The organism is Streptomyces sp. NPDC033221 (assembly GCF_055577005.1).
This window is the reverse complement of sequence record NZ_JBVIQN010000012.1, coordinates 107,561-131,658: the sequence shown is the minus strand read 5'-3', so window position 1 is coordinate 131,658 and position 24,098 is coordinate 107,561. Positions and strand designations below refer to the sequence as shown.

At 73.8% G+C, this 24,098-nt stretch carries 23 protein-coding genes; 8 read left to right on the top strand and 15 right to left on the bottom strand.

Features of this window, described 5'->3' with window-relative positions:
* Positions 1-59 precede the first annotated feature (59 nt).
* The 3 genes from ACZ53K_RS18295 to ACZ53K_RS18285 form a co-directional block, all read right to left on the bottom strand.
* Positions 60-464 (bottom strand): nuclear transport factor 2 family protein, encoded by a 405-nt coding sequence (locus ACZ53K_RS18295; protein ID WP_468837269.1) that lies wholly within the window; start codon positions 462-464, stop codon positions 60-62.
* Positions 465-656: 192 nt separating this feature from the next.
* On the bottom strand, positions 657-917 hold the full coding sequence (locus tag ACZ53K_RS18290) for an aromatic-ring hydroxylase C-terminal domain-containing protein (RefSeq protein ID WP_468837504.1): 261 nt from the start codon (positions 915-917) through the stop codon (positions 657-659).
* Positions 842-2,443: an FAD-dependent monooxygenase gene (locus tag ACZ53K_RS18285; protein WP_468837266.1), complete on the bottom strand. Its 1,602-nt coding sequence runs from the start codon at positions 2,441-2,443 to the stop codon at positions 842-844. Before ACZ53K_RS18285 ends, ACZ53K_RS18290 begins: the two co-directional genes overlap by 76 nt.
* Positions 2,444-2,538: 95 nt before the next feature.
* Here ACZ53K_RS18285 and ACZ53K_RS18280 point away from each other — a divergent pair, with 95 nt between their 5' ends.
* From ACZ53K_RS18280 to ACZ53K_RS18270, 3 genes are all read left to right on the top strand, one after another.
* On the top strand, positions 2,539-2,979 hold the full coding sequence (locus tag ACZ53K_RS18280; protein ID WP_468837263.1) for a MerR family transcriptional regulator: 441 nt from the start codon (positions 2,539-2,541) through the stop codon (positions 2,977-2,979).
* Between the two features lie 64 nt (positions 2,980-3,043).
* The gene (locus tag ACZ53K_RS18275; RefSeq protein ID WP_468837260.1) at positions 3,044-3,625 is read left to right on the top strand and encodes a TetR/AcrR family transcriptional regulator; all 582 of its coding nucleotides are present in this window, start codon (positions 3,044-3,046) and stop codon (positions 3,623-3,625) included.
* Positions 3,626-3,756: 131 nt separating this feature from the next.
* Complete coding sequence (locus ACZ53K_RS18270; protein WP_468837258.1) at positions 3,757-4,524, top strand: SDR family NAD(P)-dependent oxidoreductase; 768 nt, start codon at positions 3,757-3,759, stop codon at positions 4,522-4,524.
* A 175-nt stretch (positions 4,525-4,699) separates the two neighbouring features.
* On the opposite strand, the gene ACZ53K_RS18265 is transcribed toward ACZ53K_RS18270, so the two are convergent.
* The 7 genes from ACZ53K_RS18265 to ACZ53K_RS18235 all read right to left on the bottom strand — a co-directional run bounded on the left by ACZ53K_RS18265 (position 4,700) and on the right by ACZ53K_RS18235 (position 13,198).
* Complete coding sequence (locus ACZ53K_RS18265; protein WP_468837502.1) at positions 4,700-6,115, bottom strand: amino acid permease; 1,416 nt, start codon at positions 6,113-6,115, stop codon at positions 4,700-4,702.
* 87 nt (positions 6,116-6,202) lie between these two features.
* The gene (locus tag ACZ53K_RS18260) at positions 6,203-8,326 is read right to left on the bottom strand and encodes a phage holin family protein (RefSeq protein WP_468837255.1); all 2,124 of its coding nucleotides are present in this window, start codon (positions 8,324-8,326) and stop codon (positions 6,203-6,205) included.
* A 166-nt stretch (positions 8,327-8,492) separates the two neighbouring features.
* On the bottom strand, positions 8,493-9,692 hold the full coding sequence (locus ACZ53K_RS18255; RefSeq protein ID WP_468837252.1) for an LLM class flavin-dependent oxidoreductase: 1,200 nt from the start codon (positions 9,690-9,692) through the stop codon (positions 8,493-8,495).
* Positions 9,693-9,732: 40 nt separating this feature from the next.
* On the bottom strand, positions 9,733-10,968 hold the full coding sequence (locus ACZ53K_RS18250; protein WP_468837250.1) for an SfnB family sulfur acquisition oxidoreductase: 1,236 nt from the start codon (positions 10,966-10,968) through the stop codon (positions 9,733-9,735).
* A 21-nt stretch (positions 10,969-10,989) separates the two neighbouring features.
* Positions 10,990-11,544: an NADPH-dependent FMN reductase gene (gene ssuE, locus ACZ53K_RS18245; RefSeq protein ID WP_468837247.1), complete on the bottom strand. Its 555-nt coding sequence runs from the start codon at positions 11,542-11,544 to the stop codon at positions 10,990-10,992.
* Positions 11,545-11,657: 113 nt separating this feature from the next.
* Complete coding sequence (sfnG, locus tag ACZ53K_RS18240; protein WP_468837244.1) at positions 11,658-12,791, bottom strand: dimethylsulfone monooxygenase SfnG; 1,134 nt, start codon at positions 12,789-12,791, stop codon at positions 11,658-11,660.
* A 320-nt stretch (positions 12,792-13,111) separates the two neighbouring features.
* On the bottom strand, positions 13,112-13,198 hold the full coding sequence (locus ACZ53K_RS18235) for a putative leader peptide (RefSeq protein WP_468837501.1): 87 nt from the start codon (positions 13,196-13,198) through the stop codon (positions 13,112-13,114).
* A 195-nt stretch (positions 13,199-13,393) separates the two neighbouring features.
* Between ACZ53K_RS18235 and ACZ53K_RS18230 the strand changes: the two genes are divergently transcribed.
* The 3 genes from ACZ53K_RS18230 (at position 13,394) to ACZ53K_RS18220 (ending at position 15,883) form a co-directional block, all read left to right on the top strand.
* Complete coding sequence (locus ACZ53K_RS18230; RefSeq protein WP_468837242.1) at positions 13,394-14,344, top strand: LysR family transcriptional regulator; 951 nt, start codon at positions 13,394-13,396, stop codon at positions 14,342-14,344.
* 103 nt (positions 14,345-14,447) lie between these two features.
* Complete coding sequence (locus tag ACZ53K_RS18225; protein WP_468837239.1) at positions 14,448-15,266, top strand: MBL fold metallo-hydrolase; 819 nt, start codon at positions 14,448-14,450, stop codon at positions 15,264-15,266.
* Positions 15,263-15,883, top strand: a complete 621-nt coding sequence (locus ACZ53K_RS18220; protein WP_468837236.1) for a DedA family protein — start codon at positions 15,263-15,265, stop codon at positions 15,881-15,883. Before ACZ53K_RS18225 ends, ACZ53K_RS18220 begins: the two co-directional genes overlap by 4 nt.
* Before the next feature lie 13 nt (positions 15,884-15,896).
* On the opposite strand, the gene ACZ53K_RS18215 is transcribed toward ACZ53K_RS18220, so the two are convergent.
* The 3 genes from ACZ53K_RS18215 to ACZ53K_RS18205 form a co-directional block, all read right to left on the bottom strand.
* Complete coding sequence (locus ACZ53K_RS18215; protein ID WP_468837233.1) at positions 15,897-17,015, bottom strand: MBL fold metallo-hydrolase; 1,119 nt, start codon at positions 17,013-17,015, stop codon at positions 15,897-15,899.
* Between the two features lie 159 nt (positions 17,016-17,174).
* On the bottom strand, positions 17,175-18,389 hold the full coding sequence (locus tag ACZ53K_RS18210; protein ID WP_468837230.1) for an aminotransferase class I/II-fold pyridoxal phosphate-dependent enzyme: 1,215 nt from the start codon (positions 18,387-18,389) through the stop codon (positions 17,175-17,177).
* Between the two features lie 184 nt (positions 18,390-18,573).
* On the bottom strand, positions 18,574-19,392 hold the full coding sequence (locus ACZ53K_RS18205) for an ANTAR domain-containing response regulator (RefSeq protein ID WP_468837228.1): 819 nt from the start codon (positions 19,390-19,392) through the stop codon (positions 18,574-18,576).
* A gap of 181 nt (positions 19,393-19,573) precedes the next feature.
* On the opposite strand from ACZ53K_RS18205, the gene ACZ53K_RS18200 reads away from it, so the two are divergent.
* Complete coding sequence (locus ACZ53K_RS18200) at positions 19,574-20,842, top strand: PAS domain-containing protein (RefSeq protein WP_468837225.1); 1,269 nt, start codon at positions 19,574-19,576, stop codon at positions 20,840-20,842.
* Between the two features lie 9 nt (positions 20,843-20,851).
* Here the strand turns inward: ACZ53K_RS18200 and ACZ53K_RS18195 are convergent, their stop codons facing one another.
* Positions 20,852-21,739, bottom strand: a complete 888-nt coding sequence (locus ACZ53K_RS18195) for a SigB/SigF/SigG family RNA polymerase sigma factor (RefSeq protein ID WP_468837223.1) — start codon at positions 21,737-21,739, stop codon at positions 20,852-20,854.
* A 437-nt stretch (positions 21,740-22,176) separates the two neighbouring features.
* Between ACZ53K_RS18195 and ACZ53K_RS18190 the strand changes: the two genes are divergently transcribed.
* Positions 22,177-23,268 (top strand): enolase C-terminal domain-like protein, encoded by a 1,092-nt coding sequence (locus ACZ53K_RS18190; RefSeq protein ID WP_468837221.1) that lies wholly within the window; start codon positions 22,177-22,179, stop codon positions 23,266-23,268.
* Between the two features lie 298 nt (positions 23,269-23,566).
* On the opposite strand, the gene ACZ53K_RS18185 is transcribed toward ACZ53K_RS18190, so the two are convergent.
* A complete protein-coding gene (locus ACZ53K_RS18185) occupies positions 23,567-23,863 on the bottom strand; it encodes a DUF6158 family protein (RefSeq protein ID WP_468837218.1) in 297 nt (98 codons plus the stop codon).
* Positions 23,864-24,098 lie beyond the last annotated feature (235 nt).

The following is a 24,098-nucleotide window of genomic DNA, read 5'->3' as shown; positions in this document are numbered from 1 at the left end:
GCCCGCTCCCCCGCGGCGGGCGGCTCCGGCACCAGCACCGGCTCCGGCTTGGCTTCGGCTCACATGGCGGGTACGCGGTCCAGGAAGCCGGAGACGGAGCGGATCCGGCCGTCCGCCGCGAGGGTGGCGACGTCGAAACCGGCGACCGGGGCCGAACCGTCCGGCGCCACCAGCTCCCAGCCGAACCGGACGAGGTCGTGGTGCCCGTCCGGGGTGCCCAGCCGCCGGAACACGAACCCGGGGAACTGCGCGTGCACCCCGGCGATCACGGCGGCGAGCAGGTCGTGCCCCACGGTGTCGGCGAGCGGGTCGGTGTACGTGGCGTCCTCGGTGAACGCCGCGGCAACCGCCCCGGTGACACCGTCACCGTCCTGACCGGCCGAGTTCCACGCCGCCAAGTACCGCTCGACCGCGTCCTCGTACCGCTCCGCACCGGCCTGCCGGGTGGTTTCCGTCTGCGTCATGGCCGAACTCCTCATATCTCGTCACGTGTACGGTTCCGCGGTGCGCCACGGCCCCTTGTGGGCCGGTTCTCGGGCCGGAGTGCGCCGGCCCGAGAACCGGTGACTCCACGATGCCGTGACGCGGCGAACGGGTCGATTACGTGCCAGGTAATGGGCCGGGCCTGCCGGTGTGTTGCCGTGGCCAGGCGTCCGTCAGACGGCGTGGCGGTCCGGTTCGCCTCCCCGGCCGAGCGGGGCGGCCAGCGTCCGCTTGACGGCGGTGCCCGGATCGGCGGCGAGACGGTCCGCGCGCCAGGCCACGAAGTGGTGGGGGCGGACGAGTACGGCTCCGTCGGGGGCGAGTCCGGGGAAGACGCCGTCGGGGACGCGGTGCTCGGTCAGGGGGATGCCGAGGGCGGCGGCCGCTTCCGTGGCGGCGGGCAGCCAGGGCGCGCCTTGCGGCCCGGCGAGCAGTGCCCAGTCGGTGCCGGTGAGGTCGAGGGTGGAGATCCGGTCGCCTTCGGGGGCGTTCTCCGAGGGGGTGTTCCCGATGGGGAGGTCCCCAGCGGAGGCGTCCCCGACGGAGGTGTCCAGGAAGCGGTGCGGCAGACGGTGGCCTGGGGGGACATGGCCGGGGAGGAGGTCGGGGGTGACGGCGCCGTCGCCGTCCGGGGCGTCCGGCGCGGGCGCACCATCCGGCGGGAGATGGCGCCCGACGGATACGCGTAGCGCATCATCGCCCGGATGTAGTCACGCACGGCCGGCTCGTACAGCTCGTTCGGGTCGGCGCCGCCGAGGGAGCGGTAGCCCTCGTGCATGGTGCGGGACAGCGCGAGGGAGGCCCGTACCGCGGCGCGGCGCTCCGGCTCGTAGGTGTCCAGCAGCTGCTCGGCGGCCTGTCCGCGCAGGACGACGGCGAGTTTCCAGGCGAGGTTGTGGCCGTCCTGGACACCGGTGTTCATGCCGAGCACGCCGGCCGAGCTCTGTACGTGCGCGGAGTCCCCGGCGAGGAAGACCCGGTCGCACCGGAAGGCCGACGCCGCGCCCACGGCCGCTTCCCGGGCGTTCACCGCGATCAGGTCGGCGGAGAGGGCGGGGTCGCCGATGGCGGACCGCAGCAGGGCCAGGGCGCGGTCCGCCGGGAGCGGCGCGATGCCGTCCTTGTCATCCGGCCGGCCCGGGTAGTCCATGAGGTGGGAGACCCACTGGTCACGGCCGTTCGCGGAGGAGACCGTCGCGTAGACGTCCGCGTTCCGCACGAAGCACAGGGAGGAGCGCAGACCGGCCGCCTCGGTCGGGAGGGCGGCCCGGTAGAAGGCGGTGTGCAGCCGGGCGACCACCTCGCGGTCGGGCACGGTGATGCCCAGGAGGCGCCGTACGGTGCTGTGCGCGCCGTCGGCGCCGATCACGTAGTCCGCGGCGATCCCGTGCTCCGCGCCGGTCGCGGCGTCGGCGAGCCGTACCCGTACGCCGTCCGCGTCCTGTTCGATTCCGGTCAGGGCGATGCCGGGCCGCACGTCACCGCCGCACCGCAGCAGCTCGCCGTACGCCAGCCGCTGTATCTGGAGGTGGTTGAGCATCAGCCTGCTGTCGACCGGGCTGCAGTGCCGCAGCCATTGTACGTACGGCTCGGGAGGCGCCACGTGCTGCCGTTCGTCGCCCAGCGCGGCGTCCTTGAACACGGCCTGGAACGGCTCGGACCCGTACCAGCCCGTCCGTTCGACGACGTCCTCAAGGCCCGCCGCGCGGAGCAGTTCGAGCGTGCGGATGCTGCTCATCGCCCGCGGCGGGCCCGTGAACGGGTCCCGCTTGTCCGCCACGAGGGCGGGCACGCCCCGCTGGGCCAGGAACATCGCGGTGGTCAGGCCGACCGGCCCGCCGCCGGCCACGAGCACCGGGACGGTCGCGGTAAGCGGCCGGTCCGCCGCCGCCCGCTCCCCCGCTTTCTTCTCGCCGCCCGGTCCCGCCCCTGCTCCCGCCGCCGCATTCCGTACACGCATCGCTCACCGTCCTTCGTCCCCCCGGCCCGGTCCGTCGCCGGGCCCGATCCGCTCAGCCTGGACGCTCAAGCCGACTTGAGCGCAAGGTGGGGGCCGTGCCCCACGACGGTGACGACGAGCTGCGTTCGATCAGCGAGGTGGCCCGCTGCTTCGGCCTGCCGGTGTCCACGCTGCGCTACTACGACGAGGTGGGACTGCTGCCGCCCGCCGGACGCCGCGCGAACGTCCGGCACTACGGCAGTCCGGAACTGCGCCGGCTCGCGCTGATCCGGCATCTGCACCAGGGCGGCATGATGAGCCTCGCGGACACCGCCGCCGCGCTCGGCGAACGCGGACCGGACGGCCGGCGGCGGCCACCGGGGCGCGCCGTGCTGCGCGACGCCATCCGGCTCGTCGAGGAACGCGTGGCGGACCTCCAGGCCGCGCAGCACCGCCTCGCCCACCTGCTGACGTGCCCGACCGAGGATCCGGTACGGGAATGCTCGCAGCTGCGCGAGGAACTGGACGCGTGCGTGGCGGAGGCACTGGACCGCTGATCCGCACGTCTCGCCGGCCCGCTCATTATTGACCGGTCGGTCTCGAAAGCCTAGGGTTCTTCCCATGGCACGGACCAAGGCATTCGATCCGGATGCCGCACTCCAGTCGGCCCTTGAGCTGTTCTGGCGGCGCGGCTACGAGGCAACGTCGATGGCCGACCTCGTCGACCACCTCGGCATCGCCCGGGCCAGCCTCTACGCGACCTTCGGCAGCAAGCACGACCTGTACCTCAAGGCCCTGGAGCGGTACAGCCGGCTCTCGGATCCGGGGCTCATCGAAGAGCTGTCGCAACCGGGGCCCGCGCTGCCCGCCGTGCGGGCACTGGTGACCCGGTTCGCGGAGGAGGCTGCCTGCGACGACCTGGGGCGTGGCTGCTTCGTGACGAACACGGCCGCGGAGCTGGCGGCGCACGACCGGCACGCCGCCCGGCAGGTCGAGGCGAGCTGGACCGTACTGGAAACCGCGCTGACCTCGGCGCTGACCCGGGCGCGGGCCCAGGACGAACTACCTGCCGACCGGGACCCGCGGGCGCTGGCCCGGATGCTGCTCGTGCTGATGCAGGGGCTGCGCCTGATGGGCAAGTCCGGTCAGGAACCGGGGCGACTCCGGGACGCGGCGGAACAGGCGCTGGCACTGCTGGACTGAGGGCGCGACAGCCAGGGGGGGGCGGGGTCGGGATTCCGCTTGTCCGCCGACGCACGTCCCGGCTCACGCCCTTATTCGAGACCGATCATTCTTGAAAAGACTGCACTGACACGCCTGGAGGGCTCACCACCATGAACACCACCGCACGTTTCACCGGGAAGACCGTGCTCGTCACCGGCGGCGGCACCGGTATCGGCCGGGCCGTCGCCCTCGCGTTCGCGGGTGAGGGCGCGAGCGTCGTGGTCGCCGGGCGCTCGGAAGGGCCGCTGAAGGAGACGGTCGCGCTCGTGGCGGCCGCGGGCGGTCAGGCGGCGGCCGTCACCGCCGACGTGACCCGTGGCGCGGACGTGGCCGCGCTGGTCGCGGAGACCGTACGCCGGTACGGCGGGCTGGACGTGGCCGTCAACAACGTCGGGGTGTTCGTGCCTCCGGCGCCGACCGCCGACATCCCCGAGGAGGACTGGCGGCGCGCCCTGGACACCAACCTCACCGGTACGTTCCTGTCGATGAAGCACGAGATCGGCCATATGCGGGCCCACGGCGGCGGCGCCATCGTCAACATCGCGTCCAACCTGGGTGCTTCCCTGCGCCGCCCCGGGGTCAGCGCGTACGTCGCGGCCAAGGCCGCGGTGAGTGCCCTGACCCGTAACGCCGCGCTCGACCACATCGAGGACGGCATCCGTATCAACGCGGTCTCGCCCGGCAAGGTCGACACTCCCATGTCGACGCTGCCGGGCGAGACCGCGGATCAGAAGGCCGAGCGGATGCGGCGCGAGGTACCCGCGGGCCGCTCGGCCGCCACCGCCGAGATCGCGGCGGCGGTCCTCCACCTGGCGTCCGACGCGGCGGCGTTCACCGTGGGCGCCGAACTGGTGGTGGACGGCGGGGTCACCGCCTGAGCTGTCCCGCCTAGGGCGCTTCTGACGGATCTCCGCGGCATCGCGACGCCCGGCACGCACCCTCGCCGCACGGCGCAAAGGGACAGGTGGCTCCGCCACATGACCCTTCACACCGCACGCCGAGCGCACGCACCGAACGCCGCTCCGTCCCCCACGGAGATCCATCAGAAACGCCCTAGGCCGCGGGCCGTGCGCCGGACGTGTCGCCGCCGGTGACGTCCGCCGCGGCCTCCGCATCGGCTGTCCGGCCGGCCGCTGCCTCCTCTTCCGCGCGTCGGCGGCGGCCGGTGCGGCGGGCCGCCATGCAGGCGTAGACGAGGATGCCGGCGAACAGGAACAGCACGCCCTGGTAGATCGCCGCGTATCCGGCGCCGGCCACCAGCCAGAAGGTGAAGCCGAAGGCGACCAGCGCGAGCGTCAGGTCCCGGGCGAAGCGGGCCGGGCGGACCTTGTCGCGCTCGCCGGTCAGCAGGAAGTAGATCTGGGCGCCGGCGGCGAGCAGGTAGGGCACCGTCGCCGAGAACGTCGTGATCAGTACGAGGATCTCGAAGACGCCGCCCGTGCCGATCAGGTAGTTGATCACGGTCAGGGCGGTGGCCAGCACCGAGGCGGCCAGTACGCCGAAGGTCGGCACACCGCGCTGCTTCTTCAGGAAGGCGGCGGGGAACAGTCCGTCCTTGGCGGCGGCGTACGGCGACTGGGCGCTCATCAGCGTCCAGCCGTTCAGCGCGCCGACGATGGAGACGACCGCCGCGATCGCGATGACCGTGCCGCCCCACTGGCCGCCGAACATCGCGTTGACCGCGTCGGAGAACGGTGCCTTGGAGTCCACCAGCTTGTCGTGCGCGACCGTACCGAAGACCGCGACCGTACCGAGGAGATAGACGACGGCGGCGCCGATCGTGCCGAGGACGGTGGCGCGGCCCACGTTGCGCTCGGGGTCACGCACCTCGCCGGCGCTCATCGCCGCGGACTCCACGCCCACGTAGCTGTAGAGCAGGATGGCCGCGGCGGCCGACATGCCGCCGATCGCGCTGCCGCCGCCCTCGTTGAAGGGGCCCAGCTTGTCCGGGTCGAAGAAGAACAGCCCGACGACCGCGATGAACAGCAGCGGGACGAACTTCAGGACCGTGGAGACCAGCTGCACCGCGCCGACGTAGCGGGTGCCGGCGAAGTTGGAGAGCGCCGGGAGCCAGAGCGCGACCAGCGCCACCAGCAGGTCCATGCCCTTGGAGTCGTGGCCGGGGAAGAGTACGTGGACGTATCCGACGGCGGCGACCGCGAGGGCCGCGTTGCTCACCCAGGTCATGGTCCAGTAGGACCAGGCCGACAGGAAGCCGGCGAAGTCGCCGAACGCCTCACGGGCGTAGACATAGGGGCCGCCGGTGTCCGGGTGGCGTTCGGCCAGCCGTCCGAAGACCAGGGCCAGCGCGATGGCGCCGACGGTCAGGACGCCGAAGGCCACCAGGCTCACGGTGCCGAAGGGCGCCACCGAGGCCGGCAGCAGGAAGATGCCGCCGCCGATGATGTTGCCCATCACTAGGCAGGTTGCGGTTCCCAGACCGAAGCGGCGGGTGTGCCGGTCGTGCATGGCTGTGGTGAGCCTCTCGTCGTGCTGTGCGGGCCCGGAGGTGCCGGGCGACTGCTCATGGTCTTCGACCTGCAACGTTGCACAAAATCAGCGGGTTTTGTCCCGCACGGCACCGTCGGCCGGTGAAAATACTTCGGGCGCGGGCCCTCCTGGCCGCAGTTCGTCCACCGGCCCCCCCAGGGGTATCTGCGGGCCGTCCACCTCGCGCAGCCAGCGCCGCAGGATGTCGTGGACCTGCTCCGCACCGGCCGGTTCCGCGCCGTCGGCGGTGGGCGGGGACAGTTCGGCGGGCCACAGCAGGAAGGGTCTGCTCTGCTCGCCGCCCAGCCCGCCGTGCGAGCCGATCTGCTCCTCGAAGGCGTGCACCGCGCCGGTGGCCGGGTCGCAGGAGGAGTTGACCATGATGTCCGCGGTGTGCGGGAAGCCGTCCGTGCGCCGTACGGCGTCCGCCGCGGCCGGGCCGAAGCCGGCCAGGGGGTCGGAGCCGACGACGCGGCCGGTGTCGAGGTGGTGCTCGGCGCCGCCGGGGCCGAGCACCACGGCCCCGTCCGCGGCGGAGCGGACGAGCAGGAAGCCGATGCCGGGATGGTTGGCGAGGGTGGCGAGCAGCGCCGGGTGGCGGCGTTCGATCTCCTCGCGGGTGACCCGCCCTGCCAGGTCGGGGAAGGACACCAGGCCCAGATTTCCCGAGGCCAGGACGACGGGGTCGGACGGGCCGCAGCCATCCGCGCCCTCCGGGCGGTGCAGTGCGGCGCGGGCCGCCTCGCGCGCCTCGGCCCCGCTCGCGGTCCGCCCGGCGCGCCGGGACACCGGCAGTCCGCAGCCGGCCCGCACCAGGTCCTCCAGGCCGAGCCCGTAACGCTCCAGGAAGGTCGCGCCGGGGCTCTGGCCGTGGTCGGAGAGCAGCACGACGCGGTAGCGGCGGGGGGCGTACTGCGCGGCGTCGGCGATCAGCCCGACGGCGCGGTCCAGGCAGCGCAGCACCTGGTGGGTGTCGCGGTGCCGGGGGCCGGAGTGGTGCGCCACCTCGTCGTACGCGACCAGGTCGGCGTAGACGGCCGTGCGGCCGGCGAGCAGGTCGCCGATCACGGCGGCGACCACCACGTCCCGCTCGACGACGGTCGCGAAGGCCCGGATGAACGGGTAGAGGCCGCCGCGCTTGACGCGCGGGGTCTCCCGGCGACACCGGGACCGCAGGGACTGGCCGATCTCGCGGAAGACCTCGGCGACGAAGGAGACGGCCGTGCGGGTCGCGTTGGCCGGGTCGGAGAAGTACGCGAAATAGCCGGCGCGGGAGCGGTTGTGCCGGCCGCGGCGGGCGGCCACCGACATCACCAGGGCGAGCTGGTCGGCGCCGCCGCTGAACAGATTGCCGCGGCTCGCGCCGTCGAAGCTGAGCAGCCCGGCGTCGCCGGTGCGGGCCACGGCGCGCCGCTGGAGCTCTACCGCGCCGCTCGGCCGGTTGCTGACGATCAGCCGGCCGGTCTCCTTTTCGTACCACCGGAAGGCGGGCAGGTCGTGGTTGCTGCCGTGCAGGATGCCGAGCTGGCTGGCGCCGGTCTGGCTGGACCAGTCCGTACGCCACGGGGTCAGCCGGTGGGTGCTGCCGAGCCGGTCCGCGGCCGTCGGCATCAGGGGCCGCTCGCCACTCGTCGCCTCCCGCAGCAGGTCGTGGCCGAGGCCGTCGAGCTGGAGGAAGACCGTGCCGGGGGCTATGGGGCCCGGGTCGCCGGGGGCGCCGCGGCGGCGGCCGTGCCGTCGGCCGGCCAGCCGCACCAGGCGGCGGCGGTACGCCTCGTCGTCCCGCACCGCGAGGAAGGTGGAGGTGGCGGACGAGGTCGCGGACATCACGGCGGCGACGATCACGGCCGTCTCGGGCGCGGCCTGGCCGCGCCCTTCGGGGATCAGCCCCAGGGCGACCAGCAGCAGTGAGCCGTTCAGGAAGAAGACCAGCAGTCCGAGGACGAGGGCGGGCACCAGCAGCAGGGCCCGTACGAGCAGGGGCCAGACCAGGGCGCTGAGCAGGCCGAAGGCTCCGGCGCCGAGCGCGGCGGTGAGGAACGTACGGGTGAGGCTGTCACCGTTCGCGGACTGGAGGCGGAAGTCGGGCAGCAGGGCGGCGAGCACGAGCAGTGTCAGCGAGGACACCACCCAGACCGCCGACACCCGCAGCAGGGCGCCGCCCGCCGTCCGCCACCGGTGCCGCCGCATCGCGCTTCACCTCGCTCCCGCCGCTCGTCACGCTCGGACACCGCGCCGGGCATCACGCGTACAGCGTGTCACAGGCCACTGACAGCGCGGCCGGGCTGCGAGCCCGGGCGGGCGACGAGTCCTGCCGGGCGACGGCGCCGGGAGGGCCCCGGCCCAGGCGGTAGCGTCACGCCCTCCCGGCGAACGGAACCTGCACGTCCGGCACACCCGCCCGCGGAGCCGCCGCGGCCCCCACCTCCGTCCCGTTCGCCCCTTCCGCTCCTTCCGCCCCCGGACGGCTCCACAGCCCCGCCTCCGCCAGACGCGGCAGCACCCCCTCCCCGAACCAGTACGCCTCCTCGACGTGCGGATGCCCGGACAGCACGAATTCCTCGATGCCGAGCCGGTGGTATTCGGCGATCCGCTCCGCCACCTCGGCATGGCTGCCCACCAGGGCGGTGCCCGCACCCCCGCGTACCAGCCCGATGCCTGCCCAGAGGTTGGGCGCGACCTCCAGCCCGTCCGTACTGCCGCCGTGCAGCGCCAGCATCCGCCGCTGCCCTTCGGACTCGCTGCGGGCCAGCCCCTCCTGTACGGCACGGATCGCCTCCGGCGAAAAGCCCTCCAGCAGGCGGCGCGCCTCGGCCCACGCCTGGTCGGAGGTGTCCCGGGTGATCACGTGCAGCCGGATACCGAAGCGCACCGTGCGTCCGGCGTCGGCGGCCAGCTTCCGTATCCACTCGATCTTCCCGGCCACCTGCTCGGGCGGTTCGCCCCAGGTCAGGTACACGTCGCTGAACCGGGCGGCCACTTCCCCCGCCGCTGCCGAGGACCCGCCGAAGTAGACGGGCGGTACGGGGTCGGGGACGCGGGCCAGCCGCGCCTGCTCGACCCGCAGATGCGTACCGGCGAAGTCGACGGTCTTCCCCTGCCACAGGTCCCGCACGATGCCGAGGAACTCGCCGGTGCGGGCGTAGCGCGCTTCCTTGTCGAGGAAGTCGCCGTACGCGCGCTGTTCGTGGCTCTCGCCGCCGGTGACGACGTTGAGCAGCAGCCGGCCCGGCGCGTGCCGCTGGAAGGTGGCCGCCATCTGGGCGGCCAGGGTGGGCGAGACGACGCCGGGCCGGAAGGCCACCAGGAACTTCAGGCGCTCGGTCTCCCGGGCGAGCATCGCCGTGGTGAGCCAGGCGTCCTCGCACCAGGCCCCGGTGGGGGTGAGGGCGGCCTCGAAGCCGAGCTGTTCGGCGGCGCGGGCGATCTGGGTGAGGTAGCCGAGGGTAGCGGGGCGCTGGCCCCCCGCCGCACCGGCGGGCAGGCCGTGTCCGCCGCCGACGACATGCCGGCTGTCGCCGTAGGTCGGCAGGAACCAGTGGAAGGTGAGGCTCACGAGATCTCCGGAGGGAAGAGGGGAGGGAGAGGGGGAGGGGTCAGAGGAGGCCGTGCCGGGGCGGCCGGGTCCCGTTGAGTACGTACCGGCCGAGGTGCTGCACCTTCCAGCGCGCCGGGTCGTGCAGCGTGTGGGTGCGCGCGTCACGCCAGTGCCGGTGCAGGTTGAGCCCGTCCAGCGCGGCCCGGGTGCCGGCCACTTCGAAGAGCGCGCTGCCGGTCTCCACAGCCGTCTCCCCCGCGTACGCCTTCGCCGCGGCGACCGCGACGGACGCTTCGGCGGCGGTGTCGTCGGTGAGCCCCGCGGTGGCGGTGTCCACGGCGTGGGCGGCGGCCTCCAGGAGGGCGTGCGCGGCGCGGACCCGGAGTTCGAGTTCGCCGAAGCGCTGGACGAGCAGCGGGTCCTCGGCGGCCGTGCCGAAGCCGCTCTCGAACCACGGCCGGCTCTTCGTCCGGACGAATCCGGCCGCTTCGGTGAGCGCTCCCCTGGCGATCCCGGTGTCGATGGCGGCGTGCAGCAACTGGGCTACGGCACCGTGCAGTTGCGGGCCTTCGAAGGTGAGGTGGTGCGGTACGACACGGTCGGCCGGCACGGAGACGGCGTCCAGGCGCACCGTGCCGCTGGCGGTGGTGCGCTGCCCCATGCCGTCCCAGTCGTCGTCGACCGTGACGCCGGGTGCGACCCGCGGTACGTACGCGACGTGCAGCTTGTCCTCGGGACCGCGGGCCAGTACCGGGATCCAGTGGGCGAACAGGGCGCCGGTGGAGTAGTGCTTGGTTCCGGTCAGCACGTAACCGTCGTTGCCGTCCGGCTCCAGGCGGGTGCGGATGTCCTGGACGTGCCGGGTGCCCGCCTCCGACTGCGCGTTGCCGAAGCGGCGCCCGGCCAGCACCTCGCGGAAGAAGAAGTCCTGCTGGCGGGAACTCCCCTGGGCACGCAGCACGTTCACGTACACGAAGTGACTCTGCGGGATCTGGGCGAGGCTGGGGTCGGCGGCGGCCAGCAGCCGGAAGACCTCGGCCAGCGTCCCGGCCGTGACGTCGGCGCCACCGTGTGCGCGCGGCACGGTGATGCCGAGGAGACCGCTCGCCGAGAGCCGGTCGAGTTCCTCGCGCGGCAGCCGTCGCCGCGCGTCCCGTTCCGCCGCGCCGGGGCGGAAGGCGTCGGCCAGGGCGGCCGCCACGGCGAGCGCTTCGGCGTCGTCGGCGATGACGTGCGCCGCGTCGGCCGGTGGCGCGGCGGGGTCGGCGGGTGCGGTGGGGGCGGTGGTGGTCACGGGCTTCCTCCCGGTGGTGGTTCAGCTCGCGGCGGCGAGCAGCGGGGCGCGGTCGAGGGCGCCGGAGAACTGGTCGAGGACCTGGTGGAGGGCTTCGGCAGTGCCCGCCTCGATGCCGAGCGTGCCGTCCTCCCGTACGTCGAGGTGGCGGTCCAGGACGAACCAGCCCTGCACGATGTGCGCGGCGCCCATGGAGGAGAGCACCGGACGCAGCGCGTAGTCGATGGCCAGCACGTGGGCGGTGCTGCCGCCGGTGGCCAGCGGCAGCACGGTCTTGCCCGCCAGCGCGTACTGGGGCAGCAGGTCGAGCAGCGACTTGAGGAGCCCCGAATAGGCGGCCTTGTAGACGGGCGTGCCGATGACCACGCCGTCGGCCTGCGCGAACAGTCGGGCGGCCCGGACGATGTCGGGGTGCTGGAAGTCGGCGCCGAGCAGGGCTTCGGCGGACAGCGTACGGACGTCCAGCTCGATGACGCGGTGGCCTTCGGCGGAGAGCCTGGCGTCCAGGTGGCGCAGCAGGCGGGCGGTGCGGGAGGTGGCGGAGGGGCTTCCGGAGACGGAGAGGATGGTGGACATGGCGGGTCACCTCGGATGGGACGGTCGGCGGTACCGGATGGGAGGGACGGTCAGGAGTACCAAGTGGGCGTGGCCGTCTGCCGATGGGAACGTAACGGCCGGCTTCGCGGCCGTCAGGCCAGGGCTGCGGCGGAGTGCCCGGCCGCGTCGGGCAGTTGGGATTCCAGCTCGCGTACGAGCGGCAGCACGCGCTTGCCGAAGTACTCGACCTCCTCCTGGTAGTGCAGGAAGCCGAGCAGGAAGAGGTCCACGCCGAGGCGCTTGTACGCGACGACGCGTTCGGCGATCTGCTCCGGGGTGCCGATCAGGCCCGTACGGAAGCCGTCGTTGTACTGGACGAGGTCCTCGAACGACGAGTCCTGCCACATGCCCTTGCCGTCGGCGGCGGACCTTCCCGCCTGTTTCACGGCCTCCCCGAAGCCGCGTACGGCCTCGGTGTCCGCCTTGGCGACGATCTCCCGCAGCACCTCCCGGGCCTCCGCCTCGGTGTCGCGGGCGATGAGGAAGCCGTTCAGCCCGAAGCGGGGCGCGGACCGCCCGGCCGCCGCGGCCGAGGCCCGCACGTCGGTGAGCTGTTCGGTGACACCGGCGAAGTCCTTGCCGTTGCTGAAGTACCAGTCGGAGACCCGGCCGGCCATGGCGCGGGCGGCGGTGGAGTTGCCGCCCTGGAAGATCTCCGGGTGCGGGCGCTCCGGGGTGTTCAGCGGCTTGGGCTTGAGCGAGAAGTCGCGGATGCGGTAGAAGTCGCCCGCCAGCCGGGCGTGGTCCTCGGTCCAGATGCTCCGCAGCGCGGTGATGAACTCCTCGGCCCGCCGGTAGCGTTCGTCGTGCTCCAGCCAGGGCTCGCCGAGCGCGGTGAACTCGCCCTTGAACCAGCCGCTGACGACGTTGACCGCGAACCGCCCGCCGGAGAGCTGGTCCGCGGTGGCGCCGAGCTTGGCCAGCACGCCGGGGTGCCAGAGGCCGGGGTGGACGGCGGCGATGACCTTCAGGCGCTCGGTGGCGAGCAGCAGGGCGAGGCTGAAGGAGGTGGACTCGTGCTGGTTCTCGGCGCCGTAACTGGCCATGTAGCGGACCTGGGTGAGCGCGTAGTCGAAGCCGTTGCGCTCGGCCAGCACGGCGAGTTCGCGGTTGTAGTCGTAGCCCCAGTCGGTGCGCTGTTCGACGGTGCTGGTGACCAGGCCGCCGCTGACGTTGGGCACCCAGTAGGCGAAGCGGAGCGGCTCGGAGGGGGGCGGTACGGACATGGGGGACTCCCGGCGGGTCTGGAAGAGCGTGCTGGGGCGGTGTGCGGTCACGGGTACGCGTACGCAACCGCCCCGGAAGAACGGAAGGGAGAGAAGGGAAAGGGAGGAGGAAGAAGGGGGAAGAAGGGGGGATACGACATCGGTCCGCGCGTGTTTCTTCTGGCCCCGGCGCCCCGCAAAGGCGGGCTCACACGGCGGCACTCAACCGGCCATTTCCACAAATGCCGGAAGGAGAAAAGCGGCGTACCTGAGCAGTGCCCGGAGTGCGGATCAACCGGCCCGACGAGCAACTGCCGAAGAATGCCGGTCCGGTGGCGCTGCTACCGGCCGGAGCGCCGACACAGGGCGCTGGAGACGCGTACGAGGTCCACATGACGCCGTTGAGTGAGCCGCCCGGGGTTTTTCATCAACACGTCACCTCCTCGCAACAATTCGGCGGTACGGCCACTTCCGGCCGTGCTTTCCCGCCTCGTCAGGGAGTTTACCCAGGTGGCCGCCGCAGGTCGACAAGGCATCCGCGAGGTGGTGATAGGGTCCCCCTTCCACCACCCCAGAAACCGGTGAATTCGCCGGTCCCCGGAATCGGTCGGAGGCAGGTCGCCGTGCGCATGGAGCAGTTGGAATACCTCGCGGCGGTCACCCGGCTCGGCTCGCTGCGCCGGGCGGCGGAGGAACTGCACCTGTCGCAGCCCGCGCTGAGCGAGACCGTCCGCAATCTGGAACGGGAGCTGGGGGTGGAGCTGCTGGACCGCAAGCGGTCCGGCGCGAAGATCAGCGACGAGGGGCGGGAGCTGCTGCCGCACATCGCCGGGGTGCTGGACGCGGTGGACCGGCTGCGCCGGGCGGCCGACGACCAGCACCACGTCAGCCGGATGGTGCGGCTGGGCACGGTCAACGCCGCGACGGTCCCGCTGCTGGTGCCGGCCGTCCGCGAGTTCCGCGCCGCGCATCCGCTGACGCAGGTGGAGGTGGTCGCGGCCCAGCAGGACGGCATCCAGCAGGGCCTGGCGGAGGGCGGGTTCGACCTGGGGCTGGTCAACTATCTCCGGGGCGACGATCTGCCGCCCGACCTGCACACCACCGAGCTGCTGCGGGGCCGTCCGGTCGTCTGTGTGCGCCCGGACAGCCCGCTGGCGGCACTGACGGCGGTCACCGTCGCCGAGCTGCTGGCCGAGCCGCTGATCGTGATGCGGTCCGGGTACGTCATGCACCGCTACGTACACCGGCTGCTCCGGGGCCGTACGCCGTCCTTCTCGTACTCGACCGACGGCGCCGAGATGGGCAAACTGATGGTGGCGGAGGGGCTCGGCGCCACCGTGCTGCCCGATTACAGCGTGCTCGGCGATCCGCTGGAGCGCAGCGGCGCGATCACCTGCCGTCCGCTGGCGGACGACGCCACCGAGGTCCGGATGGTGATCCAGCGCCGCCGCGCGGGCTCGGTGCCCCGGGCGGCGCGCGACCTGTATGCCATGTTCGTCCGGCGCGCCGCGGAGCACACCGGAAGCCGGACCGCCCGCGGCCCCGGCCCCAGCCCCGGTCCCGGCCCGTCCTGACCTGTCCCGAGGCGCGATGAGGCAGGATCGGAGGGTGGGGCGTACGGCGGAAGGACACCGTGCCGCCTTCGCGTGGCGCGTCGTTTCCGGTCGGGAGGTCATCGTGGCGGTGGAGGTCACCTGGTGGGGACATGCCACCGTTACGGTCGCCGACTCCGGCGTACGGATACTGACGGACCCCCTGTTCACCCGGCGGCTGGCCCACCTGCGGCGCCGCCGGGGCGAGCTCCCGCCGCCCGCCGCGGCCCGTGCCGACGCGGTGCTCGTCTCCCATCTGCACGCCGACCACCTGCACCCCGCCTCGCTGTCCCGCCTCGCTCCGGGCACCCGCGTCGTCGTGCCGTGCGGCGCCGTCGCCGCGGTGCCGGGACTGCGTCGGGTGTCGGCGGCGCGCGGGCTGCCGGTCACCGAGCTGCGGCCCGGCGAGTCGGTCACGGTCCGCGCCGCGCACCCGGACGGAGACGGGGACGGGCCCGGTGAGCTGACCGTCCGCGCGGTGCACGCGGCCCACGACGGGCGCCGGCTGCCGTACGGCCCGCACCGGGTCCCGGCGCTCGGCTATGTGGTGCACGGCGCGGCGGTGACGTACTTCGCGGGTGACACCGGGCTCTTCGACACCATGGCCGAGGAGGTCGGCGCCTGTGACGTGGCGCTGCTGCCGGTGGGCGGCTGGGGGCCGTTCCTCGGGCACGGGCATCTGGACGCGCGGCGCGCGGCCGAGGCAGCGGCCCGGCTGGCGCCAGTCAGCGCGGTGCCGGTGCACTACGGCACGTACTGGCCGATCGGACTGGACGCGGTGCGCCCGCACGAGTTTCACTCCCCCGGTGACGAGTTCGCGCGGCAGACCGGGCGGCTGGCGCCCCAGGTGGCGGTGCACCGGCTCGCGCACGGCGAGTCCGTACGGCTGGCGGCCGTGCGGTGATCGGCGGGCTGGCGGGCGGCGCGCCCGCCGAGGCGACCCAGCAGGTGGTGGGCTACCCGTCGCTGTTCCTGCTGGTGGTCCTGGGGTCGTTGGTGCCGGTGGTGCCGACGGGCGCGGTGGTCAGCTCCGTCGCTGTGGTGGCCTTCCACCAAGGGTCGCCGTGGGCCCTGCTGATCGTCTTCGGACTGGCCGCCCTCGCCGCCTTCCTCGGGGACCTGGGGCTGTACTGGCTCGGGCAGCGCGGCGTACGGTCCCGCAACGGATCGCGCTGGCTGGAACAGCTGCGGGACCGCGCCGCACCGGAGCGGCTGGCGCAGGCGCAGACGAAGCTCCGCGAGCACGGGGTGCTGGTACTGGTGCTGTCGCGGCTGGTGCCGGCCGGGCGGATCCCGGTGATGCTGGCATGCCTGCTGTCCCGGATGCCGCTGCGGCGCTTCGCCCACGGCGATCTGCCGGCCTGTCTGGCCTGGGCGGTGACGTACCAGCTCATCGGCCTGCTGGGCGGTTCGCTGTTCAGCGAGCCGTGGCAGGGTGTGGCGGCGGCGGTCGGTCTGACGCTGGCGGTCAGCGGGGCGCCCACGGTGTGGCGGCGGCTGCGCCACGGCAAGGCCGTCTGAACGCCCCTACGCGTCACCGGACCTCCCCCGACGCTTCCCCCGACCCCACCTCCGACGGTTCTTTCGCCCCCTCCCCCGGACCGCCCTCCAGAACCCGCGACGCGCCCACCGCCAGGTCCCAGAGGTCGGCGCGCGGACGCCCGGCGGCCTCCCAGGCGGCGCGTACGCGGTGCAGCGGCTCCAGGGGCGCTTCGGCGGACAGCAGGAACGTCGACCAGTGCATCGGGGCCATCGCGCGGGCGCCCAGGTCCTGGCAGGCGCGGACCGCTTCCTCGGGGTCGGTGTGCACCGGGCGCAGCATCCAGCGCGGGTCGTACGCGCCGATCGGCAGCAGCGCCAGGTCGATGCCGGGGTACCGGCCGCCGATCTCCTCGAACCAGTGGCCGTACCCGGTGTCGCCGGCGAAGTACACCCGCCGCCCGTCCGGCGCCGTCAGCACCCAGCCGCCCCACAGGGAGCGGCAGGTGTCGGTCAGGGTGCGCTTGCTCCAGTGGTGGGCCGGGACGAAGTCGAAGCGGACCGGACCGGTGGGTCCCGGCAGTTCCACGGCCTCCCACCAGTCCAGGTCGGTGACGTGGGTGAAGCGGCGCCGGCGGGCCCAGCGGGCGAGGCCGGCGGGCACCAGGAGCGGGGTGTCGGACGGCAGCCGCTTGAGGGTGGGGGCGTCGAGGTGGTCGTAGTGGTTGTGGCTGATGACGACGGCGTCGACCGGCGGCAGGTCCTGCCAGCGGACGCCGACCGGTGTGACGCGGGGCGGGGTGCCGAGGATCTTGCGGGACCACACGGGGTCGGTCAGTACGGTCAGCCCGCCGATGCGCAGCACCCAGCTCGCGTGGCCCGCCCAGGTCACGGCGAGGTCGTGGGGGCCGGGCCGCGGCATCGGGCCCGGCTCGAAGGGCAGCTCGGGGATGTCGAGGAGGGCCTGTGCGGACGGCCGCAGCTGGCCTTCGCGGGCGATGCGGGCCAGGGCGCGTACGCCGGGCAGCGGCGCGGTGAGCCGGTTGGTGAAGTCGCGGGGCCAGCTGCGGATCTCGCGCAGCGGACGGACCGGCGGGGGTGCGGAGGCAGCCGGGTGCGGGCCGGTGGCCGGTGGCAGCGGCTCGGTGAGGGAACGTTCGGTCTGTTCGGTCATCGAGGGGCTCCATTCGGTGGGCGTGACCGGCCGTGGCGCCGGGCGGGACGGCCACCGGGGTACGGGCGGAGGCCGGGGACGAAGGCCGGAAGGGACGGAAGCCGGGACGGGAGGGAGAGGGAGGGACGGACAGGCGCGGACGGCGGCGGAGCCGGGCGGCTACGGGGAACCGGTGTCCGTGAGCGCGGCGAGGGTCGCGGACAGGGCGCTCAATGCCTCGGTCACGTGGGGCGGTCGCAGAGGGTCGGGAGCGTCGAGGACCTGCTGCCGGTGCCCGGCGTCGGGACCGAGCAGCACTTCGGTGCTCAGGCGTACGCGCAGCGCGCGCGGATCGTCGCCGAACCGGTGCCCGCCGCGCGCCGCCCAATGCGCGAGTGCGCCTTCCAGGTGGGCCGGTCCGGTGATGCCCCGGGCGGCCAGTTCCGGGCGCAGCGGGTCGAAGTCGGCGTAGAGGTGGCTGCCCGCGTGCGGCGGGCGGCAGACGGCGCCCGCGGTGGTGAGGGTGTGGTGCAGCGCTCTGGCGAGCGTGCCGTGCACCCGGGCAGCGGCGGCGGTACGGGCGCGTACGGGCTCCGGTTCGGTGAGCGCGTGGGTGACGGCGGCGGCGACCGGCCCGGCCACCGGGGTGCGCAGCGCCGCCAGCCGCTCCAGCGTCGCGGCGCGCAACGCGGCGCCGCGCGCGGTGTCCGGGAACCGGGCCAGGGCGACGGGCCAGGAGGCCGGCACCAGGGTGGCCCGCAGGTCGGCCAGGACGACGACATCGTCCGGCAGCATCTCGGCCGGGCTCAGCACCACCGTGTCGTGCGGATCGTGCAGCAGGTCGCGGCCGGTCTCGTCGCTGACGACCCACAGTCCGCCGGCGGCGGCCGCCTCGCACACCTCGTGCACCAGCTCGGGCGGCGGGCAGGTGCCGCTGGGGTCGTCGGCGACGGAGACCACCAGGGCCCGCGGCCCCTCGCCGGTCCGCCGGGCCCGGCGGACGGCCTCCAGCAGCGCGAACGCGTCCGGTACGCCACCGGACTCGGCCGGTACGGGAACGCGGTGCACCTCCCGGCCGAGCAGCCCGGCCCCCGGCGCGTACCACTGGGCGCAGGGGCGCGGCAGCAGGACGTCGCCGCCGGCCGCGGCGAGCAGCGCCAGGAGCATGGCGGGCGCGCCCGGCGCGGCGAGCACCCGTTCCGGTGCGGTCGCCAGGCCGCGGCGCGCCCAGTAGTCGCAGGCGGCGGCGCGCAGCGGGCGGGAGCCGCCGGGCGGCTCGGGTTCCGTGCGGCCCGCGGCGGCGGAGAGGTGCGCGGCGAGCTCGGGGAGGACCGGCAGGCCCGCCGGGGGATCCGGCTCCGGGACCGGATCCGGATCCAGGGCCGTCCGCTGCATCCGTACCTCCACACTCCGCGGCAGGTCGATCGTGGGCCCATCACATGAGTGCGGGCCCCGACCACCTTTGCAGATCGCGGGGGCCGGGAGGCGGGGCGACACGTCACCGGTCGGCCGAGTGCCGGTGTCCGGGCGCGGCGGGGGCCGGGCGCGGGGCCCGGGGAGACAGCGGTTCCGGCCCGCCCTACGGCGTGCCGCCGGCGTCGGGCGCGCCGGGGTCCGCGGGGTCCGGCGGCCTGCCCTGGGCGGCCGTGCGGGGGGCGCGCCGGACCTTGTGGTCCAGGCAGCGCAGCTCCGCCTCCAGTCCGTGCCCGCGGGTACGGACCAGGGCGCCGGCAAGGTCGGACAGTTTGCGGTTGGTGCGCTGGGACAGCCGGCGCAGCGTGTCGAAGGCGGTGTCCGCGTCGCACCCCAGCACGTACATCAGGATGCCGCATGCCTGGTCGACCACCGGCCGGGTGCGCAGGGCGGTGTCGAGCTGGTCCACCTCGACGAGCACCTCGCGGTAGCGGCGTTCGCGTGCCAGCCCGGTCGCGGCCAGCTCGCCCAGCACGTCCGTCGCCGTGCAGCCCTTCTCGACCTTCAGGCCCGGCCGGAAGCCGTAGACGGTGATGGTGAGGGTGATGCCGTCGCGGCGGTACGGGAGGGTGGCGCTGGAGCGTACCCCGGCCTCCAGGGCCTTGGCGCGGTACTCGGGCCAGCGGCTCTCGTGCAGCAGGTCGTCGGCGCCGGTGGCCCGGCCGGTGTCCAGGGCCGCGGGAATGGGGCCCTCACCGGACTCCCATTGCACGCTGACCAGGGCGGAGAGGTCGGGGTGGGTGACCGCGGTCGGTGCTTCGGCGGTGGCCTCGCCGGTGCTCACCGTCGCGGCGGCGCCGCAGCTGTCCGGGGTGCACCAGGCGGCCTGTTCGGCAAGGTGGGCGAGGCTGCGGGCGGGTGACCCCTCGGCGAGGTCGGCCGCGCCGGACTCGAAGAGGGTGCGGGTCGACGTGGTTGCGTCCACTGTGTGGTCAGTCCTTTCGGGCCCGTAGACGGGAAGTCATGGACCCCGCACTGAGTCGGCTGCCCGGTGCGGGCGGGCAAAAACGCCTGTTTCACGTCGAGTTCGGGCTGTTGCGCCCGGCCTCCGGTCGGCTTGCCGCCACCGGGGTACGGTCCGGTGGCGCAACGGTTAGCGTGAGGGCATGGCCGAGGTCGAGCGCGTTGCCGCGGAACTCGCGGATTTCCGCAGACGAGTCGATGAGCTGCGCGCCGCCCGCGCACTGCCCGGCACCGAGCGGCTGTCCGTCCTGGACGCCGCTCTCTTCGAACTCCAGCACGTCGTCGACGTGCTCCTGCCCCGCCTGGAACGGGGGCTGCCCGCGGAGCGGGACAACGGCGCCCGGCGCGCCACCGACGAACAGCAGCTGCTGCGGGCGCTGTTCCAGCGGATGCCGTTCGCGGTGGTGCTGCTGGATCCGGAAGCGGTGATACGACGGCTGAACTTCGCCGGTACCTGGCTGTTCGGGATGCGCGCCGGATACGCGGCGGGCCGCCCGCTGACCGCCTCGCTCGCCCCCGAGGAGCGGGCCGCCTTCCGCTCCCAGGTGGCCGCGGTGTCCCGCAACGAGGGCGACCGCAGCCTGGTGGTCCGGCTGCTGCCGCCGCCGGACGGGGCCCGGCGCGCGGGCGAGTCGCTGCGGGCCACGATGACGGCGCTGCGGCCCCAGGGCGAGCCGGGCACGTCCGTGCTCACGGTCTTCCTCACCGGCCCGGAGACGATGGCGGCGGACCGGCCCGGCGCCACGGAGCGTACGGACGACCCGGGCCGTGCGGGCACGCCGCGGCCCGGCCTGTCCGAGGTGACCCGCAACGCCGAACTGATGGACCTCCTCGACGACATGACCATGGCGCTCCTGGAGTCGCCGCGGGAGCCCACCGCCGTACTGGACCGGGCCTGCCGGGTGCTGCGCGGACGCTTCGCCGACTGGGTGACGGCCGATCTGGTGACCCGCGGCGGGGGCCCGCTGGTCCGGGTGGCGGTCCACGGGGCCGGGCGGACCGGGCCGGGGGCGCCGTACGCCGGGGACGAGGCGTACGGCGCCGGGACGGAAGGCCCGGCGGACCCGCCCCCCGCCGGCGACCCGTGCCCCCCGGACACCCTGGAGGCCACCCTGGCCGCCCAGTTCCCCGGGGACTGCCCGGTCGTGGTCGAGGCGGCCCGCGCGGGCAATGCCAGCCTCCAGGTGCGTCCGGAGGATCTCGGCGCGTTCGGCCACGACGCCGCGGGAGCGCCGATCCTGGCGCGCGCCGAGGTGACCTCGCTGCTGTGCGTGCCGCTGCGGGCGAAGTCCGGGCCCGTGCGGGGTGTTCTGACGCTGTTGCGCACCGGCGGGCGGCGGGCCTTCAGCATGGCGGAGGCGGGCACCGTCGACCGGGTGGCCCGCCACCTGGGGCGCGCGCTGCACCCTTGAGAACCTGTCTCAGGCCGCTTCGCGTTCGCCCACCTGGTCGCACAGGCGGGTGCAGGTGCGGTTGATGAGCCGGGAGACGTGCATCTGGGAGATGCCGAGCCGGTCGGCGATCCGGCTCTGCGTCATGTCGCAGAAGAACCGCAGGTAGAGGATCTGCCGTTCGCGTTCGGGGAGCATCTGGAGCTTGGGCCTGACCGCCTCGCGGTCGACGACGAGGTCGAAGCCGGGCTCCGGGCCGCCGAGCGTGTCGACGAGGGCGTACCCGTCGTCGGCGCCGGGCAGTTCGGCATCCAGGGAGAGCGTCGAATAGCTCTCCAGGGCCTCCATGCCGAGCAGCACCTCTTCCAGCGTCATGCCGGTGTGGTGGGCGATGTCCCGGGCGGCGGGGCGGTGGTCGTCCGGCGCGTGGGTGAGTTCCAGCGTGGCCGTACGGACGCGGTTGCGCAGTTCCTGGACGCGCCGGGGCACGTGCAGGCCCCACATGTGGTCGCGGAAGTGCCGTTTGACCTCGCCCACGATGGTCGGCACGGCGAAGCTCTCGAAGGCGCAGCCGCGGTCCGGGTCGTACCGGTCGACGGCCTTGACCAGGCCGAGCGAGGCGACCTGGGTCAGGTCCTCGGTGGTCTCGCCGCGGTTGCGGAACTGCCGTGCCAGGCGTTCGGCCATCGGCAGCCAGGCGCAGACGATGCTCTGGCGCAGCGCGTCCCGCTCCGGCCCGTCGGGCAGCGCCATCAGCTTGCGGAAGTCCGCGCCGGTGTCCGGCGCGTCGTCGTGCGGGTGCCTCTTCTGGGTGCGGCGGGCGCCCAGCGGGCGTTCGGCGTACCGGCCGCGCTGGGTGCTCTGGGTGCTGTGGGTGCTGTGGGTGCTGTGGAGATGAGGTGTGCGTACAGAGGGCATGGTCTCGGCTCCCTGATCGGTGGACTGGGGTCCTTCCGCGGGAGCGCAGCCGGAGTGCACGCTCGCAGAGCGGTTCGCTCCCACGGGCGTGCCTCCGGTCCGAAGCACACCGATCGCGTGCCCGGAGCCGGTACCGGTAAACGCCCCGCGGACCGAATCGGCCGCCGCGGACATGGCGGGCACGGCGGGCACGGCACGGGAGGTTTCCGGCCCGCGGGTCAGGTAACCCGTCCGGGACGGTTCGCTGACCACCAGTCATGAACCGGTCGGGACCGCCGGGCCGGCTGCCACGGCGCCTCCGCGCTTCGCCCCCGGACACAGACGCGGCCGCACGGCTCACCCGCACGGCGGACAACCCCTTGCAGGCGGCGGGAGAAGCGCGGCATGAGCAACAGACCCGGGTCCGTACCGAGACCGAAGAGGAGCCCTCCACCACCATGAGAGTCGAGCGGCTGGACGTCACCGCCTACACCGTCCCCACCGACGCGCCCGAAGCCGACGGCACACTCGCCTGGGACACCACCACCATCATCGTCGTCGAGGCCCGCTCCGGCACGACCACCGGTCTGGGCTGGACCTACGCCGCCGCCGACACCGGGTCGGTCGTCCGCGACCTGCTCACCCGTCCGGTCCTCGGCCGCTCCGTACTGGACGTCCAGGGCGCCTACGAGGCGATGAGCCGGGCGGTGCGCAACGCCGGCCGCCCGGGGCTGGTCGCCTGCGCGCTGTCCGCGGTGGACATCGCCCTGTGGGACCTCAAGGCGCGGCTGCTGGAACTGCCGCTGCTGCATCTGATCGGCGCCGTACGCAGCACGGTGCCGGTCTACGGTTCGGGCGGCTTCACCACGTACCACGACACCCATCTGGCGACGCAGTTGAACGGGTGGGTGCACGGCCAGGGCATCGACCGCGTCAAAATCAAGATCGGTGAGGAGTGGGGCCGCGCCGTCGAGCGCGATCTGTCCCGCGTACGCAACGCCCGTACGGCCATCGGGCCGCGCGCCGAACTGTACGTGGACGCCAACGGCGCCTACACCCGCAAGCAGGCCGTACGGGTCGGCCAGGCGCTCGCCGACCAGGGCGTGGGCTGGTTCGAGGAACCGGTCTCCTCCGACGACCTGGACGGCCTGCGGGTCGTCCGCGACCTGGTGGTCTGCGATGTGACGGCCGGTGAGTACGGTTACGACCTGCCGTACTTCGCCCGGCTGGCCCCGGTCGTGGACTGCCTCCAGATCGACGCCACCCGGTGCGGCGGCCTGACGGTCTGGCTGCGCGCCGCGGCCCTCGCCGAGGCACACGGCCTGGAGGTCTCCGCCCACTGCGCGCCGCATGTCCACGCCCATCCGGCTGCGTGCGTACCGAACCTGCGGCACATCGAATGGTTCCACGACCATGTGCGCATCGAGTCGATGTTCTTCGACGGCGGCCTCGACCCGTCCGGCGGCACGGTGCGCCCCGGCGCGAAACAGCTCCCGGGCCACGGCCTCCAGTTCCGCCACGAGGAGGCGACGCCTTACCGGGTGCTGTGAAACGCGGACACCGGTTCCCGCCGCGCCGGCCGGGACACCGGCCGGATGAACACGACGCAGGCCCCGGCGGCGCGCCCACAGAAAATCCACAGAAATACCCACAGAAAAAAAGGGGCCCGGACGCAGGACCCCACATCCCGCGCCCGGGCGCTCCTCCCCACTGCCCCGATCTCTGCCGTTCCGGGGCCTTCTCCGCGGCCGCTCGGCCGGTCACCGGGTACCAGGAGAGCGCGCGGTCAAACATGCCGATCTCCCCGGCCGGCGTCGCGGGCATGCCGCGACGCCGTGTCCGGGGTGTTCAGCCGGTGCGGGCGCGGGCTCCGGAGCGGGTACGGCCGGAGGCGACCCAGCGGCGCGGATGGCGGCGCAGATACTCGCCCTCCAGCTCCGCCATGCGCGCGTTGTGTGTGGCGAGCGCGTCGGTGGAGCCGTGCAGGAGGGTGTCGTGGCGGGTGCGGTGGATGGTTTCCAGCTCGCGCAACAGCTGCTGTTCGTCCAGCCGGGCAGGCGGGACTCCCAGTGTGGCGGAGCCCGGTGCGGCGGACTCCGCCTGGACGGGCTGCGGGGAGTCCGTGGGCGTGTCGTGGGACGGCATCGGGGTTTCTCCCTCCGTGTCGGGTGCGTCCCTTCGGGTACCCGCTGGCACAACCACCCGGACACGTCCGGCGGCAGGCCCGGAGCGAGCCCCGGAGGCAGGCATGGAACTCGGATTCCTCACCCCACTCACTACCAGGCCGGGCCCCGGCTCCGCGGGCCGTTCCGGTACCTCGGACCACCCGGTCCGCCCGGTCGCCTCCTTCGATCGTACGAGGCCCGCTCCCGCTCGGCGC

Bases quoted from the DNA above. Each gene is read 5' to 3' on its own strand.
- ACZ53K_RS18295 (WP_468837269.1), bottom strand. From the start codon at position 464: ATGACGCAGACGGAAACCACCCGGCAGGCCGGTGCGGAGCGGTACGAG.
- ACZ53K_RS18285 (WP_468837266.1), bottom strand. From the start codon at position 2,443: ATGCGTGTACGGAATGCGGCGGCGGGAGCAGGGGCGGGACCGGGCGGC.
- ACZ53K_RS18275 (WP_468837260.1), top strand. From the start codon at position 3,044: ATGGCACGGACCAAGGCATTCGATCCGGATGCCGCACTCCAGTCGGCC.
- ACZ53K_RS18270 (WP_468837258.1), top strand. From the start codon at position 3,757: ATGAACACCACCGCACGTTTCACCGGGAAGACCGTGCTCGTCACCGGC.
- ACZ53K_RS18265 (WP_468837502.1), bottom strand. From the start codon at position 6,115: ATGCACGACCGGCACACCCGCCGCTTCGGTCTGGGAACCGCAACCTGC.
- ACZ53K_RS18260 (WP_468837255.1), bottom strand. From the start codon at position 8,326: ATGCGGCGGCACCGGTGGCGGACGGCGGGCGGCGCCCTGCTGCGGGTG.
- ssuE (WP_468837247.1), bottom strand. From the start codon at position 11,544: ATGTCCACCATCCTCTCCGTCTCCGGAAGCCCCTCCGCCACCTCCCGC.
- sfnG (WP_468837244.1), bottom strand. From the start codon at position 12,791: ATGTCCGTACCGCCCCCCTCCGAGCCGCTCCGCTTCGCCTACTGGGTG.
- ACZ53K_RS18235 (WP_468837501.1), bottom strand. From the start codon at position 13,198: ATGAAAAACCCCGGGCGGCTCACTCAACGGCGTCATGTGGACCTCGTA.
- ACZ53K_RS18215 (WP_468837233.1), bottom strand. From the start codon at position 17,015: ATGACCGAACAGACCGAACGTTCCCTCACCGAGCCGCTGCCACCGGCC.
- ACZ53K_RS18210 (WP_468837230.1), bottom strand. From the start codon at position 18,389: ATGCAGCGGACGGCCCTGGATCCGGATCCGGTCCCGGAGCCGGATCCC.
- ACZ53K_RS18200 (WP_468837225.1), top strand. From the start codon at position 19,574: ATGGCCGAGGTCGAGCGCGTTGCCGCGGAACTCGCGGATTTCCGCAGA.
- ACZ53K_RS18195 (WP_468837223.1), bottom strand. From the start codon at position 21,739: ATGCCCTCTGTACGCACACCTCATCTCCACAGCACCCACAGCACCCAC.
- ACZ53K_RS18190 (WP_468837221.1), top strand. From the start codon at position 22,177: ATGAGAGTCGAGCGGCTGGACGTCACCGCCTACACCGTCCCCACCGAC.
- ACZ53K_RS18185 (WP_468837218.1), bottom strand. From the start codon at position 23,863: ATGCCGTCCCACGACACGCCCACGGACTCCCCGCAGCCCGTCCAGGCG.